Origin of the sequence: Membranihabitans marinus, from assembly GCF_019802045.1 — a bacterium.
GTDB lineage: Bacteria > Bacteroidota > Bacteroidia > Chitinophagales > Saprospiraceae > Membranihabitans > Membranihabitans marinus_A.
In genome coordinates this window covers 31,860-48,939 of sequence record NZ_JAHVHU010000002.1, presented here as the reverse complement: position 1 = coordinate 48,939, position 17,080 = coordinate 31,860, and the positions used below count along the sequence as shown (strand labels likewise).

The 17,080-nt window shown below is 49.3% G+C and carries 10 protein-coding genes; all 10 read left to right on the top strand.

The features are described from left to right. Position 1: 1 nt before the first annotated feature. Positions 2-3,064: an SLBB domain-containing protein gene (locus tag KUV50_RS00695; protein ID WP_222578156.1), complete on the top strand. Its 3,063-nt coding sequence runs from the start codon at positions 2-4 to the stop codon at positions 3,062-3,064. A gap of 21 nt (positions 3,065-3,085) precedes the next feature. Beyond that, on the top strand, positions 3,086-4,168 hold the full coding sequence (locus tag KUV50_RS00690; RefSeq protein WP_222578155.1) for a hypothetical protein: 1,083 nt from the start codon (positions 3,086-3,088) through the stop codon (positions 4,166-4,168). Positions 4,169-5,162: 994 nt separating this feature from the next. Further along, on the top strand, positions 5,163-5,834 hold the full coding sequence (locus tag KUV50_RS00685; protein ID WP_222578154.1) for a phosphoadenylyl-sulfate reductase: 672 nt from the start codon (positions 5,163-5,165) through the stop codon (positions 5,832-5,834). A gap of 58 nt (positions 5,835-5,892) precedes the next feature. Next, positions 5,893-6,255 (top strand): four helix bundle protein, encoded by a 363-nt coding sequence (locus tag KUV50_RS00680; protein ID WP_222578153.1) that lies wholly within the window; start codon positions 5,893-5,895, stop codon positions 6,253-6,255. 118 nt (positions 6,256-6,373) lie between these two features. Beyond that, positions 6,374-7,291 (top strand): NAD-dependent epimerase/dehydratase family protein, encoded by a 918-nt coding sequence (locus KUV50_RS00675; protein WP_222578152.1) that lies wholly within the window; start codon positions 6,374-6,376, stop codon positions 7,289-7,291. 222 nt (positions 7,292-7,513) lie between these two features. Beyond that, a complete protein-coding gene (locus tag KUV50_RS00670) occupies positions 7,514-8,788 on the top strand; it encodes a nucleotide sugar dehydrogenase (protein WP_222578151.1) in 1,275 nt (424 codons plus the stop codon). A 397-nt stretch (positions 8,789-9,185) separates the two neighbouring features. Continuing rightward, positions 9,186-10,130 (top strand): SDR family oxidoreductase, encoded by a 945-nt coding sequence (locus KUV50_RS00665; protein WP_222578150.1) that lies wholly within the window; start codon positions 9,186-9,188, stop codon positions 10,128-10,130. Positions 10,131-11,485: 1,355 nt separating this feature from the next. Continuing rightward, positions 11,486-12,805 (top strand): UDP-glucose dehydrogenase family protein, encoded by a 1,320-nt coding sequence (locus tag KUV50_RS00660; RefSeq protein WP_222578149.1) that lies wholly within the window; start codon positions 11,486-11,488, stop codon positions 12,803-12,805. A 445-nt stretch (positions 12,806-13,250) separates the two neighbouring features. Further along, positions 13,251-14,195 (top strand): UDP-glucuronic acid decarboxylase family protein, encoded by a 945-nt coding sequence (locus KUV50_RS00655; protein WP_222578148.1) that lies wholly within the window; start codon positions 13,251-13,253, stop codon positions 14,193-14,195. A gap of 689 nt (positions 14,196-14,884) precedes the next feature. After that, complete coding sequence (locus tag KUV50_RS00650) at positions 14,885-16,987, top strand: hypothetical protein (protein ID WP_222578147.1); 2,103 nt, start codon at positions 14,885-14,887, stop codon at positions 16,985-16,987. Positions 16,988-17,080: the final 93 nt, after the last annotated feature.

Here is a 17,080-nt window from a genome sequence, read left to right as displayed (position 1 = left end):
TATGAAATTGACCAATATTCTATTCATTCTTTTCCTTTGTTTTAGCACGGCCCTCCAGCTACAGGCTCAGGACATTCCCAAACAAAGCGAAGAACTGGCCCGCCAGGAAGCGGAATCCAGAGGACTGGACTGGGAAGAAGTTAAAAACCGCATGAAAACCCGTGGTTTTGACCTGGACAATCTGAAACCTGAACAACTTCCGGAAGCGGAAACCGCACTCCAGGAAGTGGTTCAGGAAATGGAAAAGGAAAAAGCCGCTCAGGCGGACACCACCGGCGCAGAAGATAAAATCACCAAGACAGAACAGGCAGCAGCCATTGAAGTGGTGAAAGAAAAAAGTGAAGACATTCAGGAAAAAGTGGATGCCGGTGCATCAGTCCAGGAAGCAATCTCGGAAACCACGTCTGAAGAACTTCAGAACAAAAAAACCGAGATCACCAACATTTACGGGCACAATGTCTTCGCCGGCTCCGAACTTTCCCTGTACCGCACCACGGAAAAAGCACAGGCCCCCGCTCAGTATGTTTTGGGCACGGGAGACAAGGTCCGCATCTCCATTTTTGGTCCGTCTCAGGCTGACTTTGAAATGACCATCGCAGAAGATGGATCCATCTCCCCCACCGGCATGCCAAAAATATTCCTCAAGGGCATCACCTTGGAAAAAGCCCGGACCCTCCTGGAAAACCGGTTCCGGAACAGCTATACCTTTCGACCCGAACAATTTTCAGTAGTCCTGACCACCGCCCGGACGATCACCATCAATATTTTCGGGGAAGTGGCTCAACCCGGGTCCTACACCATTTCAGCGCTCAACACCGCCTTCAATGCGCTCGTCGCCTGCAAAGGACCGACCGCCAACGGATCTGTGCGAAACATCAAACTGATGAAAGACAACAACGAAGTCCGGGAACTGGATGTCTATGAATTCCTCACGAATCCGACCATCCGGTTCGATTTTCCGCTGAACAACAACGACATGATCTATGTACCGTTCAGTGAAAAAGTAGTCACCATATCGGGCGCCGTCAAACGGCCCATGATGTACGAATTGAAAAAGGAAGAAGGCCTCAAAGACCTGCTCCGGTTTGCGGGTGGACTAAGCAGCAACGCTTATACTACCCTGATCCGTGTCAACCGGCAAATGGAATCCGAACGTCAAATCATGGAAGTCAATCTGCAGGAGATCCTCGACAATGACCGTGAATTTGGCCTCGAAAACGGGGACATTATCACCATCGGTACCGTGCCCTCGCCGCTCAAATCCTATGTATCCATCGAGGGATCCGTGATTTTCCCCGGTAATTATTCCACCGTGGAAAACAAAACCATTTCCGACGTTTTGAAAAAAGCCCGGTTGCAGGATCAGGCACGTCGAGACCTTGCATTTGTCATCCGGACCAACCTGGACAATACGGTTAAGATGATTCGCATCAACCCGCAAGCGATCCTGAATGGCAACGAAGAAGATATTGCGTTGCAGCCCCGGGACCGGATCACCATCTACGATCAAAGCCGGTTCACCGATCCGAACAACACTGTACAGATCAGTGGTGCAGTCCGGGTTCCCGTGACCGAAACCTTCAACCCCCAAAACAACATCCGGTTAAATGATCTGATTACCCTGGCTGGTGGATTGAGGCCCAATGCCACGGGGAAAGGTATGCTCACCCGGATCAATCCCCGGGACAGCAAAGACCGGATTTACATCCCGGTCGATCTCAGGCACGCGCAGGACGATCCGAACGGTGCCAGCAACATTACGCTCCATGCCGGAGACCAGATCAGAGTCTACCAGACCGAGGATTACAGAGAACAATATTCCGTGAAAATCGAAGGACTGGTACGCGATACGGGAACCTACGTCTACGATCCCTCGCTGACCTTTCCTGATCTGATACGCGATGCGGGGGGACTGAGACCTTCCGCCAATCAATATGGAATGCTGGTCCGGCGGGATACTACCAATTCAAAAATGCGGGAATATCAGCTCATTGACATCCATGCGTTGATGACCGGTGCGGACACCCTCCAGATCAGACCGGGTGATGTCTTCCGGATTTACAATAAAGAAACCTTTATCAATCAGTTTAACATTCGGGTCCTCGGTGCGGTGAACGACCCGGGATCTTTCATTTTTGATCCGTCTTTATCCGTGGAGGACGCTTTGCTCATGGGGGGTGGATTGCAATTTGATGCCGATCCAAAACGGGTCGATGTATATCGCATCCAGTTTGCCGCCAATGGACAGCCCAACACCATTGTAAAATCCATCGAGTTAAACGCTGACGGCAGCCTGATCAATCCCACCGATGCCGATTTCCGGTTCGAACCCTTTGATGTCATCGTCGTACGAACCATTCCAGACTTCCAGTTGCAGCAGGTCGTACAGATCAACGGGCGGGTGCGCTATCCGGGCCCGTATGTGCTGATGGGCGGTCCCGAAAAACTCACCGATCTGGTTCATCGGGCAGGCGGGCTGAGTGCCGATGCATTTCCGGAGGGAGCCACTTTGGTGCGTACCCAAGGAAATATCACCGGCATTGTGGTCATTTCACTCGGCAAAGCCCTGGACAAAAGTTCGCATCCGACCAACCTCGTACTCCGGGAGGGCGACGTCATCAGCATTCCCAGACAGGATGACCTGGTGTCCATCCGAACCGTGGCAACCAAAGCCACGGAAATACTTCGCGATACACTAATTCAGCAAAATTTTATCAATGTCAATTACAGTGGTAAAAAATCTGCCGCGTGGTACATCCGAAACTACGCCGGTGGATTTGACCGGAATGCAGATAAAAAATCGGTTCGGGTCGTTTATCCGAACGGGCGGATCAAAGGGACCAACTCTTTCTGGTTTATCAAGAGTTATCCCAAGGTACGGCGGGGAAGTCAGATCTATGTGGCGATGACACCCCCGGAGATTATCGAAGATAAGCGGGAACAAAAAAAGGAAAAAAGCAAAGAACCGGTAAAGTGGGATGAACTCCTCCGCGTAGCCATGAGTTCTGCAGCCATCCTGTCCAGCCTCGCCACCACGATCGTTTTGATCAACAAAATAGATTAATCCACCGCTCAATATCAAAACATGGAGGAACATAAACCATACACACCACCATCCCGGGACGCCGAAGTGACCCTGGCGGACATCATCCGCACGGTACAAGGCTACCTCCGCTATCTGGCCCGGGGATGGTATTGGATGCTGGGGGTTGCCATCCTGGGGATGGGCATTGCATTTGCGATTGTAAAATCACACACGATCGAACACATTGCTGAAATCACCTTCGTAGCAAACCAGGAAAGCCAGCGAGGCGGGAACTCTATTTTAGCCTCCACCCTGGCCAGTTTTGGGCTTTCCGGGGGCAAGGAAGGCGAATCCGGTCAATACACCAAAATTCTCGCATTAAGCCAGTCTCGCAAAATACAATTTTCTGCCCTGCTGGATACGGTGGAAGTCGATAATCAAAGGGATCTGATGATCAATCACATCAGCCGGGTCTATGATTTACAGAAAACCTGGGAAGTGGAAGAACCCATCCATTTCACCTTTCAGTCACCGGACAGCATGGATCTGACGAACCGGCAGTATCTCAAACGGATTTATTCGATGATCAACAACGATAAACAACCGATGTATTCCGTTTCGCTGGACAACGCCTCACAAATGATCACCATGAAGGCCGAAACCATCCACCCCGAACTGTCCATCGCCCTGGTGTATGCCTTGTACGAGAACCTGAGTCAGTTCTATGTTCTTCAGAGTACAGCCAAAGGGATAGAAACCGTTAGCACCCTGTCCGAACGAAAAGATTCTCTGGAAAATGTTCTCCAGAAACAACAAGCCAGCCTTGCTTCAGCCATTGATCGTAGCCGGGGCATGACGTACAGATCGCAGCAGACAAACCGGCTGGATCTGACCGTTGATCTCGAAATCACCCGGACCATGTACATGGAGGTCGTGAAAAATCTGGAAATGTCCCGGTTTAACCTGGAAAACATTCGCCCCATATTCACCATCATCGACTATCCGCTGCAGCCGCTCCCCACCAACCGGAAAAGCCTGATCCGGCTAATGGTGATATTTGCCATCGTGGGAAGTGTGTTCGCGGGGATGATCCTCATTCTCCGGAAGATGTACGTGGATGTCATGCGTGAAGAGAAGGGCTAGTGTAGGAAATCATAAATAATGTATAGGTATTAGCTCGCGCTTCCATCCTCAAATTGTACCTGTTTAGCACAAATAAAAGCTCTATTTGAGCTTGGTTCAATAGACCTGGGAGAGGTCATAACTATGTTAGCAGAGGATTTTGCAGTATTCTTCGACTTCCGAGAAGTCGCAATGTCTAAGCATGCATTACGATCGCTCTGAGGTCGATATTATGACAATAACCGTTGCTAACGTACTTCGACCTGCGCTGCAGGTCTGCTTAGAATCTACATTTAGAGTGCTAAGCACGTATCCCAACTTGTTGGGGATGGAGGCGCTGCATATAATGCATACAAGTTCTGAATTGCAGCACTAGTGGTGTGTTTCATAATTCTATATGATTAATTAATTGCGCTTCCAGATCACTCCGATTCTCTCCATGCTCACGAATCGCAGGCTATAGTTGGCGATCCGTGAGTGCGGAACGGAGTGGAGCAATCTGGGAGCGCCCTCGAAAATAAACCATTAGTAAGTTATGATCATCTGAATTATGCGATTCAGAATCAAACCCGACCGCTCTGAGGTCGTCAGTCGGAATTCATATAAATTGGCTAACCTAATTAGACCGCTCTGAGGTCTTCTCTAGTTTAGCTATTACTAGTATACCGCTCTGAGATCTTTGACCTGCAAGGATTCTGACCCAGTCAGGGTCAGATTAGGTTAGATGCGAGTAGAAATCCAATTTCGACCCAGTCAGGGTCGGATTAGATTGAACTCCAAATTATATGGGGATTTATAAGGTAATCGAATTTATAATGTTTTATCAAACAAAACACAAGTATGTACATTGCACAGGAAGGACCTGGAAGACCATAATAAAAACACCGTAAATACAAACGAATAGGGAACCGGGCATCAAACTAAGAAATCGTTGAATCACACAGTGCCCCTACCTTCTTAGGCCCCCGTCTCGGCTGAGCCGAGACGGAAATTTGTACCCCAAATGAAATATACCATGAAACACCAAGAAGAATTTAGCGCGCTGGTCGGGGACATTCACCGTCAGCTGGATGAATTTGATCAAAAAGGTCTATCGATAGTCAGTAGTTCATCGTTTCAGACCCAATCGATCCCGTTGCTGCACATTCTGGCGCAGTACCACAAACCGATCGAAGTGGTTTTTCTCGATACTGGCTTTTTGTTTCCGGAGACCCATGCTTTCCGCAAGCAACTGGTCAGAGAATTGGGCCTTCATGTCCGCATCGAGCGATCGGACATCCCCCACTCCCAGCAGAAAAACAGCGAAGGCATTTTTTATTACAATTCGGATACGGACTACTGCTGCCACCTGAACAAGGTCATCCCCATGGATCGCGTCCGAAAAGAATTTGACATCTGGATTTCGGGGGTCCGCGCCGACCAATCTGCCACCAGGGCATCCTTTGACCCCATCATGACCGCCGATGACGGAAAGATCCGATACCACCCGATGTTGTATTGGACCTCCAAGATGATTTATGATTACATCAAAGAATACGATCTACCGAAGCACCCCCTCCATGATGCCGGATACAAGTCCATCGGATGCATGCCCTGCACGGTCAGCTGGGCCGATGAGATGAACCGCGACGGCCGCTGGGCAGGCCAGTCGAAGACGGAGTGCGGATTGCACACGGAATTGAAGTAGGTTATAGTTTATAGATTAATAGACTATAGATACTGGCTTTTAAATAACACAAATCATCATGGATACTTTCAATTTTGAGAAGTTAATTGCATGGGAGAAATCAGTCGAGTTTTTTGATTTAATCATGATAAAAACCGAAGATTTTCATAATAATAAAAGCAGTTATCGATTGAAAGAACAATTAGATGCTGCTTCCGCTTCTATTTCAATGAATATAGCTGAAGGAACTGGACGTTACTCAAAAAAAGAATATCTAAAATTCCTTTATTACTCGCGAGGATCACTTTATGAAACGGTCACATTATTAATCTTACTTAACAAGAGAAACAACCTCTCAGATGAGAATTTGCAATTTCTTAAGGCCAAAGCAATGGAAATAACGAAAATATTAAATGGCTTAATCACATCGATTAGAAAATAAATTTGAAATAATAAGTCACCAATTCTTTTGACCCTACACGGAACGGATCCACCGAATACTGGCCCGTCATTCCGTACCCATATCTATGAACTATAAACTACAAACTATACCCTAACTCATGAACGTACTCGTCACAGGCGGCGCCGGCTACATCGGCACTTCACTGGTGGATAAACTCAACACCAATCCACTCATTGAAAAGATTATCGTGTATGATAATATGTCGCACAACAACATCCGGTTTTTTTTCGGGAACATCAACCTGGAAAAAGTCCGGTTCGTCCAGGGAGACATCCTGAACCACATAGCACTGCAAAAAGTGCTGAAAGATATTGATGTCATCTACCATCTGGCCGGGGTGGTCAAATCCCCCTACAGCATGGAGGACAGTCTGAAATACGAACAGATCAACCAATGGGGAACAGCCAATCTGATCCAGTGCCTGGAAAAATTTAAGCAGGTCCAAAAATTTATCTTTGTCAGCTCGGCATCGGTCTATGGTTTTGCACCGGTCGACAATGAATTTATGGAAGCGAACCCCATGAACACCTACGGCCGTTCCAAGCGGGAAGCGGAAAAATTTGTCCAGCTGCTTGAAGAAAACATGCAGGTCGATATACTCCGGGTGGGAAATGTGTTTGGTTACAACCGCACAGTGCGTCATGATTCGGTCATCAATCGCTTTATATTTGAAGCCCTTTGCTACGGCCAGATTCAGATTTTCGGCAACGGCAACCAGGTCCGACCCTTTGTACACATCCATCACCTGACCGAGTTGCTCAATGATCTGCTGGAACCCATTCAGGACCACAGTGACCTCCGACTCAACAACGTATTGCAATTTAACCATAGCATCAACGGTATTCGAGACATCCTGGAAAAAGAAATCGAAACGTTGGATTATATTTACATCAATCAGGGGCACGAAGTCCCCAGTCTGGAAATCCAGGACGACCACCTGCTGGAGGAAGATGAAATTCAAAAACTGCTTCGAAAAGAAATACAAACCTTTCGCAATCGTTTTGTGCTGAGTTAAGGCTTAGTGCTTAGAGCTTAGTGCTTAGAGCTTAGTGCTTAGTGCTTAGAGCTTAGTGCTTAGAGCTTAGTGCTTAGTGCTTAGAGCTTAGTGCTTAGAGCTTAGTGCTTAGAGCTTAGTGCTTAGAGCTTAGTGCTTAGTGCTTAGTGCTTAGTGCTTAGTGCTTAGTGCTTAGTGCCTATAATTTAGAACGCAACAACTACTAAACATAAAAACAAATACATGAAAAAAATAGGAATCATTGGTTTGGGTTACGTGGGGCTGCCACTAGCGGTAGAATTTGCCAAAAAGCACCACGTGGTCGGCTTTGACATCAACGAAGAACGGTGTCAGGAAATCCAGGGGGGCCACGACAGCACCCTGGAGGTCACCGACGAGCTGCTGCAGTCCGTATTAGCGGAAGGACCCGGTCAGTCCGGTCTGTGGGTCAGCAGCGATCCGGAGGATCTGAGCCCGTGCGACATCTACATTGTCACCGTTCCCACGCCGGTGGATGACAACAAACAACCAGACCTCAATCCCATCCGGTCCGCCACCGGTCTGGTTGCCGGTCAACTCAAAAAAGGCAACATCGTCATTTACGAATCCACGGTCTATCCCGGTGCCACGGAAGAAATTTGTCTGCCCATTCTGGAACAAGAAACCGGATTGGTCTACAACGAGGACTTCTTCATCGGCTACAGTCCGGAGCGCATCAACCCGGGCGACAAAGACCGCACCCTGACCAAAATCGTCAAAGTGACCTCGGGCTCCACACCGGAAGTGGCCCGGGAAATCGATGAGCTGTACGCATCTATCATCACGGCGGGCACCTTTCCAGCCACTTCGATCCGCGTCGCAGAAGCAGCCAAGGTCATCGAGAATTGCCAACGCGATATCAATATTGCTTTTGTCAATGAACTCGCCAAGATTTTCAACCGAATGAACATCGATACGCTGGATGTTCTTGAAGCGGCCGGTACCAAATGGAACTTCCTCCCCTTTCGGCCGGGGCTCGTCGGAGGCCACTGCATCGGGGTCGATCCCTATTATCTGGCTTTGAAGGCACAACAAGTGGGTTACCACCCGGAAATGATTCTTGCCGGTCGCCGGCTGAATGATACCATGGGGAATTATGTGGCTCAGGAAGTCATCAAACTGATGGTCAAAAAGGACATTTCACTCTGTAATGGGCGGGTTTTGATTTTGGGCATCACCTTCAAAGAAAACTGTCCCGATATTCGAAACACCAGAGTCATCGACATTTACCACGAACTCGAGGAATATGATCTGGACATCGATGTCTATGACCCCTGGGCCAATCCCGATCAGGTTCGCAAAGAACTGGGAATAGAAATCCTTGCAGAAGAACCCGATACCGACGACTACAACGCCATCCTGCTGTGTGTATCGCATGAGAAATTTAAGTCCATCGTTCCCGTCCGCAAGCCGGACGGCCAGGTGTGGTATGACGTGAAAGGCTTTTGGGATAAAAAGGATGTGCCGGCCCGGCTGTAGTGACCTGCGGTCGTTTGTCGTTTGGGGGCTGCGCCCGTTGGGTGGCCTGCGGCTGTTTGGGGACTTCGTCTGTTTGATGGCCTGCGGCCGTTTGGGGTGTGGGCCTGCGGCCGTTTGAGAGCTTCGCCCGTTTGGTGGCCTGCGGCCGTTTGATGGGCTACGCCCGTTTGGAGCCAAACCACAAACAGTACCACATAACATAGGCAGTCCCCAGAAAGACAAAATATCCCATGTAAATGAAGAACTAAATCATAACCCAAAAACCAAACAACAAACAATACCACACAATATGGGCAGTCCCAGAAAGGCTAATTACCCCATTCAACTGAAGAACTAAATCATAACTTAAAAACCAAACTACAAAAAGAATTAGCGCCACACTTAAAAATCAACCTATATGCATATATTATTAACCGGCGGAGCCGGATTTATTGGCTCCCATTTGGTTCGTGCATTTATCGACCATCCGGAGATCACGCACACGACCATCGTGGACAATTTGATCACCGGATCCATGGACAATATTCGGGAAGTATTGGATCACGATCAGGTCACCTTTGTCGAAGGCGACATCCGGGATCTGGATCTCTGCCAGAAGTTGTGCAACGAAGCCACGGCTGTCTGCCACCAGGCGGCATTGGGATCCGTGCCCCGGTCCGTAGACGATCCGGTTCGTTCGAATGCCCACAACATCGATGGCACCTTGAACATTTTTATGGCCGCCCGACAGAACAACATCAAGCGGGTGGTGTTTGCATCGAGTTCTTCGGTCTATGGAGATGACCAAAACCTGCCCAAGGTCGAATCCCGGGTGGGGCAGCCCTTGTCACCGTATGCGATCACGAAAAAGGTCGCCGAACTCTATGCCGAGAATTTTGGCCGCTTGTACGGTATGGAGCTGATCGGGCTTCGGTATTTCAATATTTTTGGGCCTCGTCAAAGCCCCAAGGGCCCCTATGCGGCGGTAATTCCATTGTTTATCAAAGCCATCCGCGACCAGGAAGCCGCCACGATCAACGGGGACGGCAGCTTTAGCCGGGATTTCACCTACGTGGACAATGCGGTTCAGGCCAACCTCCGGGGATTGCTGACAAACAACCCGGCGGCGGTTAATCAAAACTACAATGTAGCCTGCGGGGAACGCACTACGCTGACCGAACTCTGGGGTCTGATCAACGACATTGCCGGCAGTGAACTAAACCCCATTTACGGTCCGGAACGGGCGGGCGACATACCACACAGCCTGGCAGACATCAGCAAGGCCCAGGAATTACTGGATTACGAACCGACCGTCGGTATCCGGGAAGGCCTGGAACGACTGATGCAGGAACAGTTGAGGTGATTGATAATTGTTGATGGTTGATGGTTGATTATTGATGGTTGATTGTTGATGGTGGATGGAGTTTAGAACTTAGGATTTAGATTGTAGATTATAGATTATAGATTGTAGATTGTAGATGGTTGACACTGAAAACTGGACACAAGGGATTTGCAAGCCTATGAATCCTGAGGACTTGACAAAGTACTGGGAGAACGGATTGTAAAGCCCGTGTATTTAGTCCGAAACTGGAAACTGGAGGATGGAGTTTAGGACTTAGATTGTAGATTGTAGATTGTAGATTGTAGATGGTTGACACTGGAAACTGAAGGCTGGAAACTGGAAACAGAACTAAAGCGGAGCGTCCCAAAGACCAAAGCAAAGCGTTCCAAAATGATTCGAGCCTACAGCTCTCAATTTTTTTCGCTCCCGGTCTCCACCGGTTAAAACCGGTGGCTACCACATCGAACGAGCCTATGGCTCTCTTTCTAGCCATTCACAAGAGGATTAACTGTTCATGAAGGACGATGTCAACATACACATTGTGCGGTGCTTCAAAGCCCTGAAGGGGCGATGGTTATTTTTAATTGTTGATGGTGGATGGAGTTTAGAACTTAGGATTTAGATTATAGATTATAGATTGTAGATTATAGATTGTAGGTTGTAGGTTGTAGGTTTTAGGTTTTAGGTTTTAGATGGTTGAGACTGGAAACTGGACATCAGGGATTTGCAAGCCTATGAATCCTGAGGACTTAACAAAGTACTCAGGAGAACGGATTGTAAAGCCCAGTGTATTTAGTCCGAAACTGGAAACAGAACTAAAGCGGAGCGTCCCAAAGACCAAAGCAAAGCGTTCCAAAATGATTCGAGCCTACAGCTCTCAATTTTTTTCGCTCCCGGTCTCCACCGGTTAAAACCGGTGGCTACCACATCGAACGAGCCTATGGCTCTCTTTCTAGCCATTCACAAGAGGATTAACTGTTCATGAAGGACGATGTCAACATACACATTGTGCGGTGCTTCAAAGCCCTGAAGGGGCGATGGTTATTTTTAATTATTGATTGTTGATGGTGGATGGAGTTTAGAACTTAGTTCTTAGATTTTAGATTTTAGGTTGTAGATGGTTGACACTGGAAACTGGACTAAAGCGGAGCGTCCCAAAGCGCCAGCGTCCCAAAGACCAAAGCGGAGCGCCCCAACAGCGGAGCGCCCTAACAACGCAGCGACCATGTTTTCCTAAACAATCTACCCCCCTTAAACCTTATAACCCCTATAAACCTCATAAACCTCATAAACCTCATAAACCTCATAAACCTCATAAACCTCATAAACCTCATAAACCTCATAAACCTCATAAACCTCATAAACCAATATAAAAAATGAATATTGCAGTAGTAGGTACCGGCTATGTCGGCCTGGTCACCGGAACATGCTTTGCCGAAACCGGCAATGAAGTTGTCTGTATTGACGTCGACGCCGACAAGGTACAGCGGATGCAGCAGGGTGAAGTTCCGATTTATGAACCCGGACTAAAAACCTTGTTTGACCGAAATACCAGACAAAATCGCTTGCAGTTTACGACCTCCCTCGAAGAAGGGATCAAAGACGCCGAAGTCATATTTTTGGCTTTACCGACTCCACCCAACGGGGATGGTTCCGCCGATTTATCTTATATATTAAAGGTCGCCGCACAACTGGCAGATTTGATCACCGACTATACCGTGATCGTAGATAAAAGCACGGTACCGGTCGGCACAGCAGACCAGGTGCACGACACCCTGGCGTCCAAAATCAGTCCGGAATTATTTGATGTGGTTTCCAATCCTGAATTTTTACGCGAAGGGGTTGCCGTCGATGACTTTCTCAAACCCGAACGCGTCATCATCGGTACCGAATCCCAGCGTGCCCGAAATATTATGGAGCGGTTGTATAAACCTTTTGTCCGGCAGGGGAACCCGATCTATTTTATGGATGTCCGGTCGGCTGAAATGACCAAATACGCGGCCAACAGCTTTTTGGCGACCAAAATCACTTTCATGAACGATATTGCCAATCTGTGCGAACGGGTCGGCGCCAACGTGGACCAGGTCCGGATCGGCATCGGATCGGATTCCCGGATTGGAAAGCGATTTTTGTTTCCCGGCGTGGGCTATGGCGGATCGTGTTTTCCCAAGGACGTCGAAGCGCTGGTGCGAACCGGGCAGGATTACGACTACGACCTTCGGATTCTTCAATCCGTCATCGAGGTCAACAATCGGCAAAAACGCATTTTAGCTGATAAACTGGTGCAGTATCTCGGCGAAGACCTGTGCAACAAAACCATCGGTATTTGGGGATTGGCCTTCAAACCCAACACCGATGACATCCGGGAAGCACCGGCACTGTATATTATACAGGAGCTCCTCGACCGCCACGCCACGATCAAGGCCTACGATCCGGAAGCCATGGAAAACATCCGAACCCGGTTTGGGGATCAGGTCCATCTGGTCAGCGATGCGTACGAGGCCGTGATCGATGTGGATGCCCTGTTGATTATCACGGAGTGGAGTGTCTTCCGTACCCCCAATTTTGAAGTGATGAAATCGCTGATGAAGCAACCGATAATCTTTGATGGGCGGAATCTGTATGAGACGGATTATATGGCGAAAAAAGGATTTTATTATGAAAGCATCGGACGGGAAGTTGTTGATGGAGGTTAGAACTTAGGACTTAGATTATAGATTGTAGATTGTAGATTGTAGATTGTAGATGGAGGCGTCCCAGCAGCGATTACCTCCCGTCGCAGAGCGGGGAGGCGTTCTAAGTCTACCTCCCGTTGCGAAGCGAACTACCAGGGTCAAACCCCGGCGTAATGCCCAAAAAAGGACCGCAGAGCGGTCCAAGTTTATTAGCACCCGGATCATATAATCCTATTGACCGCAGAGCGGTCACAGAATGCCCGAATCGGATGGGGCAGACTGATCCGATGTAAGCCACTCGCTCCAGACAGTGCAGCGTCCTCTATCCCCGTTGGGGAAATCACTTTAGGAGTCAGACACTACCAAAGCGCCAGCGTCCCAAAAGCAAAGCGCCCCCAGGCTCCAACCCCAATAAAAAATAAAAAACTAAAAATTCACCCCTCTAAACCCTCTAAACCCTCTAAAAATGAAACGCATTCTCATCACCGGAGCGGCCGGCTTTCTCGGTTCCCACCTCTGCGATCGATTCCTCGCAGAAGGCCATCGGGTGGTCGGAATGGACAACCTGATCACCGGCGACCTGGAAAACATCCAACATCTATTTCCGAAAGAAGAATTTGAATTTCATCACCACGATGTGACCAAATACGTCCACGTTCCGGGACCCTTGGATTACATCCTGCACTTTGCCTCGCCGGCCAGCCCCATTGATTACCTGGAGATGCCCATCCAGACCCTGAAGGTCGGCTCACTGGGCACCCACAACCTGCTCGGGCTGGCCCGCAACAAAAAGTCTGTGTTTATGATCGCGTCCACCTCCGAGGTGTACGGTGATCCGCTGGAACATCCACAGACGGAGGAGTATTGGGGCAATGTCAATCCCATCGGTCCCCGAGGTGTCTATGACGAAGCCAAGCGATTTCAGGAATCGATGACCATGGCCTACCACCGGGTGCACGGGATCGACACGCGCATCGCCCGGATATTCAACACCTACGGCCCCCGGATGCGGGTGCGGGACGGCCGGGCCCTCCCCTCTTTTTTCACCCAGGCGATTCGTGGGAAAGAACTCACGGTGTTTGGGGACGGCAGCCAGACCCGGTCCTTTTGTTATGTCACCGACACCATCGAAGCCATTTATCGATTGCTGATGACCGAGTATCACCAACCGGTCAATATTGGCAATCCCCAGGAAATATCGGTCCTGGATCTGGCGGAAATGATCTTGCAGCAGGTTCACAATCCGGAGGCCCGAATCGGTTTCTATCCGTTGCCCGAAGATGATCCCAAGGTTCGGAAACCAGACATCACAAAAGCCAAAAAAATGCTGCAATGGGAACCCGAGATTTCCCTTCAGGAAGGTTTAAAAAAAACCCATCAATACTTTTTAAACAAACTCGTTCCTTTGTGATGGGTCCGGTGCATGAAAAGATCGAGGAGATTTGTTTACAAACTCTGCACCTAACCTAACCATACCAAGCCCTCGACACCAAATAAAAGGTGGCAAATCTATGCGTCATCGGAAGAGAGACTGTGTGAAAAAGGTGGAATTATTGATTTTGCACGAGTCTCCAAACAGACAGGTTTTTATTGCACAGATTACATGTGCTTGTTATATTACACCAGTTCCTATGTCACTAACAAATGCCAAACGCTGTCAGGTTTCCACACACCCTGAAGAGTCGTGGTTCACACTTTATGAGCCGGCACTGTTCCCCCTTGTATTCCACGAGTGGAGACGATCAGTTGCTGTATTTTGCCCCGTACTTTAGAGACTGCGTGAAAACACTGGAAATATAATTTCTTCAAACGCTGACAGGTTCTATATCACATTGAATACAAGGATTTTATATACTACATATATTGCTTGATAACAAAACGAAGTCAAACGCTGTCAGGTTTTCACACACCCTGACAAGGCTGAGGTTAAGGAAGCAAAACATTATTTGGCTTTAGCCATTAATCTATTCCATAAAATTGCCCGGAGATAAGAAGCCAAAATCAGAGGTCTGGATCCACCATTTATAACGCCCCCGGATTTTTATTTTGCATTTAAATGATGGTTTCAGTACCTTGACCGCGACCACCAAATGAAAAGATATGGCCAAACGAACCGCCGAAAACGATACACTAGTGGAAAGTATATTTCATGAACATTCGACCGAATCCCTGGAAGAGCGCATAAAGCTCATCCGGATCCTCAGCCGATCCAGTACCCTGCCGAAGGTAGAAGGCATTTTGATCCGTTCGATGATGTCCAGACCGGACGGGTTTTATATCCATGCCGGTCATTCCATCAACATCGGGGTGCATTTGCTCAGCAATCCCATCGCCGCCTTGCTTTGTCTGCGGTATGGCATCGAGTGGCAGATCTGGTACCAGCGCATGTCCCAGGATCAAATCGATGTCCGGATCTGTGATCTGGCGGCCTGTCGCGTCACGGCACGGTTTTATGAGCTGATCCCGCAGGAAGACAAGGAAGCCATCGATCAGATCCCGGCGGATATTGCTGAAATCATTCTTCGGTTCCGATCCGACCGGGAAGACATTCCCCATCTCGACCCGGAGACCTACGAGACCTTGGGCATCTTACACAATCAGACCTACATGGACGGGCCGATTGATGAAGAACTCCTGGAGGTGGTGCGGCATCTGGCCCACCCCACCGAAGCGATGCTGATGCTGGGCGGCGATCTCCGGCTCAATGTGGATCCCATCCAGTTGCTCAACAAATACGGCTGCCGGCCTTTTCCGCGTCCGGAGGCATTGACCTTTGCCTCCTCCACGGCGACCTCGGTGTCCAATGTAGCCTTTAACCGAACCGAAACCAAGCGGCAATACCTCATCGAGTCCGCACTCCACAAGGGCATCCGCGAAACCTTGCAGCGGTTTGCGAGCCACCTCAAGACCAAACTTCGCAAAGCCTTGGCCCTGCCCGAATCGGTCACCCTGATCCTCGCGCCCTCCGGCACAGATATATCGCTGCAGCTGGCTGGTATTTGTCAGGCCGTCTATCCCGAGCAGAAGGTTCACATTCTGGTGGCTTCGGATGAGACCGGTAGCGGGGTACCACTGGCCTTACTGGGCCGCCACTTTTCAGACCGGACCGCGTTGGGTTTTGAAGTGACCAAAGGCGATCAGATCAATGGATTTGACCAGGATGAACTGATCAAGATTCCGTTGCGAAACGACCAGGGGGATTTGCGAAGCCCGGCGGACATTGACGAGGAAGTGATCCGGACGGTACGTCGGGTGATGAAAGAAAACAAACAGCCCGTCCTCCACGTCATGGACCAGTCCAAACTGGGGTATTCGGCACCCAGCACGGGCGCATTGAAAGACCTGGATCAGGAATTTGGCAAACGATTGCTGAAGATTGTGGACAACTCGCAGTTGCGCATGGACCAAGAGGACATCCGGGCCTACATCAAACGCAATTACCTGATGACCATCACCGGATCCAAATATTTTACCGGACCGCCTTTTAGCGGTGCCTTGATTATACCAAAAAAGTACGCCACGAAATGGGCCGCACCGGACAACAAGCTCCCCGAAGGTCTGGAAGAGTACAACTGCAAAAACGAATGTCCGTCGTCGTGGAACATCGGACGCAACCTGCCCAAGTGCCTCAATCTGGGCTTGTACATGCGCTGGTATTCAGCCATCGTGGAGATTCAGCGGTATTTTAACACGCCCATTTCGCTGCGGTATCTGGGCATTGAAATGTTTTGCAACCACGTTGCGCAGGCGATTGAGCAAGCGCCTTTTCTGGAGCCGCTGCCGGACACCATCGAACCCGTCAAGGCCCCCGACGAACCCATCGACCGGCATATGTTAAAAAACCGACGCACCATTTTCCCTTTTTTCATCCGCACCCCGGACCGGGTGTTGACTTTGGATGAAGTCACCCATTTGTACCGCCTGTTGAATCAGAACTTATCCGATCAGATGGGCGACGCCCCGGAAGAATGGGATCGGATCGCCTCGCAGGCCTGCCACATCGGGCAGCCCGTCAAAGCCATCCACAAGGACGGGACGGTCAGCGGCGTCGTACGGATCAGCCTGGGCGCCCGCGTCATCTCCGAAAGCTGGAAAGACCGGGATGTCAGCATTTATTTTCAGAAGATCGAGGAACAGATGAATCAGGTGGACATTATCGTTCGAAAAATCGATTATTTGCTTTCGCAAATTATCGATATTTAGTTTGGTGGCCTGCGGCCGTTTGGTGGGCTACGCCCGTTTGGGGGCTGCGCCCGTTTGTAGTTTGGGGCGTTTAGCAATCTCCAGAAAGGCACC

What these genes read in the sequence shown, in the direction of transcription:
- KUV50_RS00690 (WP_222578155.1), top strand. Translation starts at nt 3,086, where the DNA reads ATGGAGGAACATAAACCATACACACCACCATCCCGGGACGCCGAAGTG.
- KUV50_RS00665 (WP_222578150.1), top strand. Translation starts at nt 9,186, where the DNA reads ATGCATATATTATTAACCGGCGGAGCCGGATTTATTGGCTCCCATTTG.
- KUV50_RS00655 (WP_222578148.1), top strand. Translation starts at nt 13,251, where the DNA reads ATGAAACGCATTCTCATCACCGGAGCGGCCGGCTTTCTCGGTTCCCAC.
- KUV50_RS00680 (WP_222578153.1), top strand. Translation starts at nt 5,893, where the DNA reads ATGGATACTTTCAATTTTGAGAAGTTAATTGCATGGGAGAAATCAGTC.
- KUV50_RS00685 (WP_222578154.1), top strand. Translation starts at nt 5,163, where the DNA reads ATGAAACACCAAGAAGAATTTAGCGCGCTGGTCGGGGACATTCACCGT.
- KUV50_RS00660 (WP_222578149.1), top strand. Translation starts at nt 11,486, where the DNA reads ATGAATATTGCAGTAGTAGGTACCGGCTATGTCGGCCTGGTCACCGGA.
- KUV50_RS00695 (WP_222578156.1), top strand. Translation starts at nt 2, where the DNA reads ATGAAATTGACCAATATTCTATTCATTCTTTTCCTTTGTTTTAGCACG.
- KUV50_RS00670 (WP_222578151.1), top strand. Translation starts at nt 7,514, where the DNA reads ATGAAAAAAATAGGAATCATTGGTTTGGGTTACGTGGGGCTGCCACTA.
- KUV50_RS00650 (WP_222578147.1), top strand. Translation starts at nt 14,885, where the DNA reads ATGGCCAAACGAACCGCCGAAAACGATACACTAGTGGAAAGTATATTT.
- KUV50_RS00675 (WP_222578152.1), top strand. Translation starts at nt 6,374, where the DNA reads ATGAACGTACTCGTCACAGGCGGCGCCGGCTACATCGGCACTTCACTG.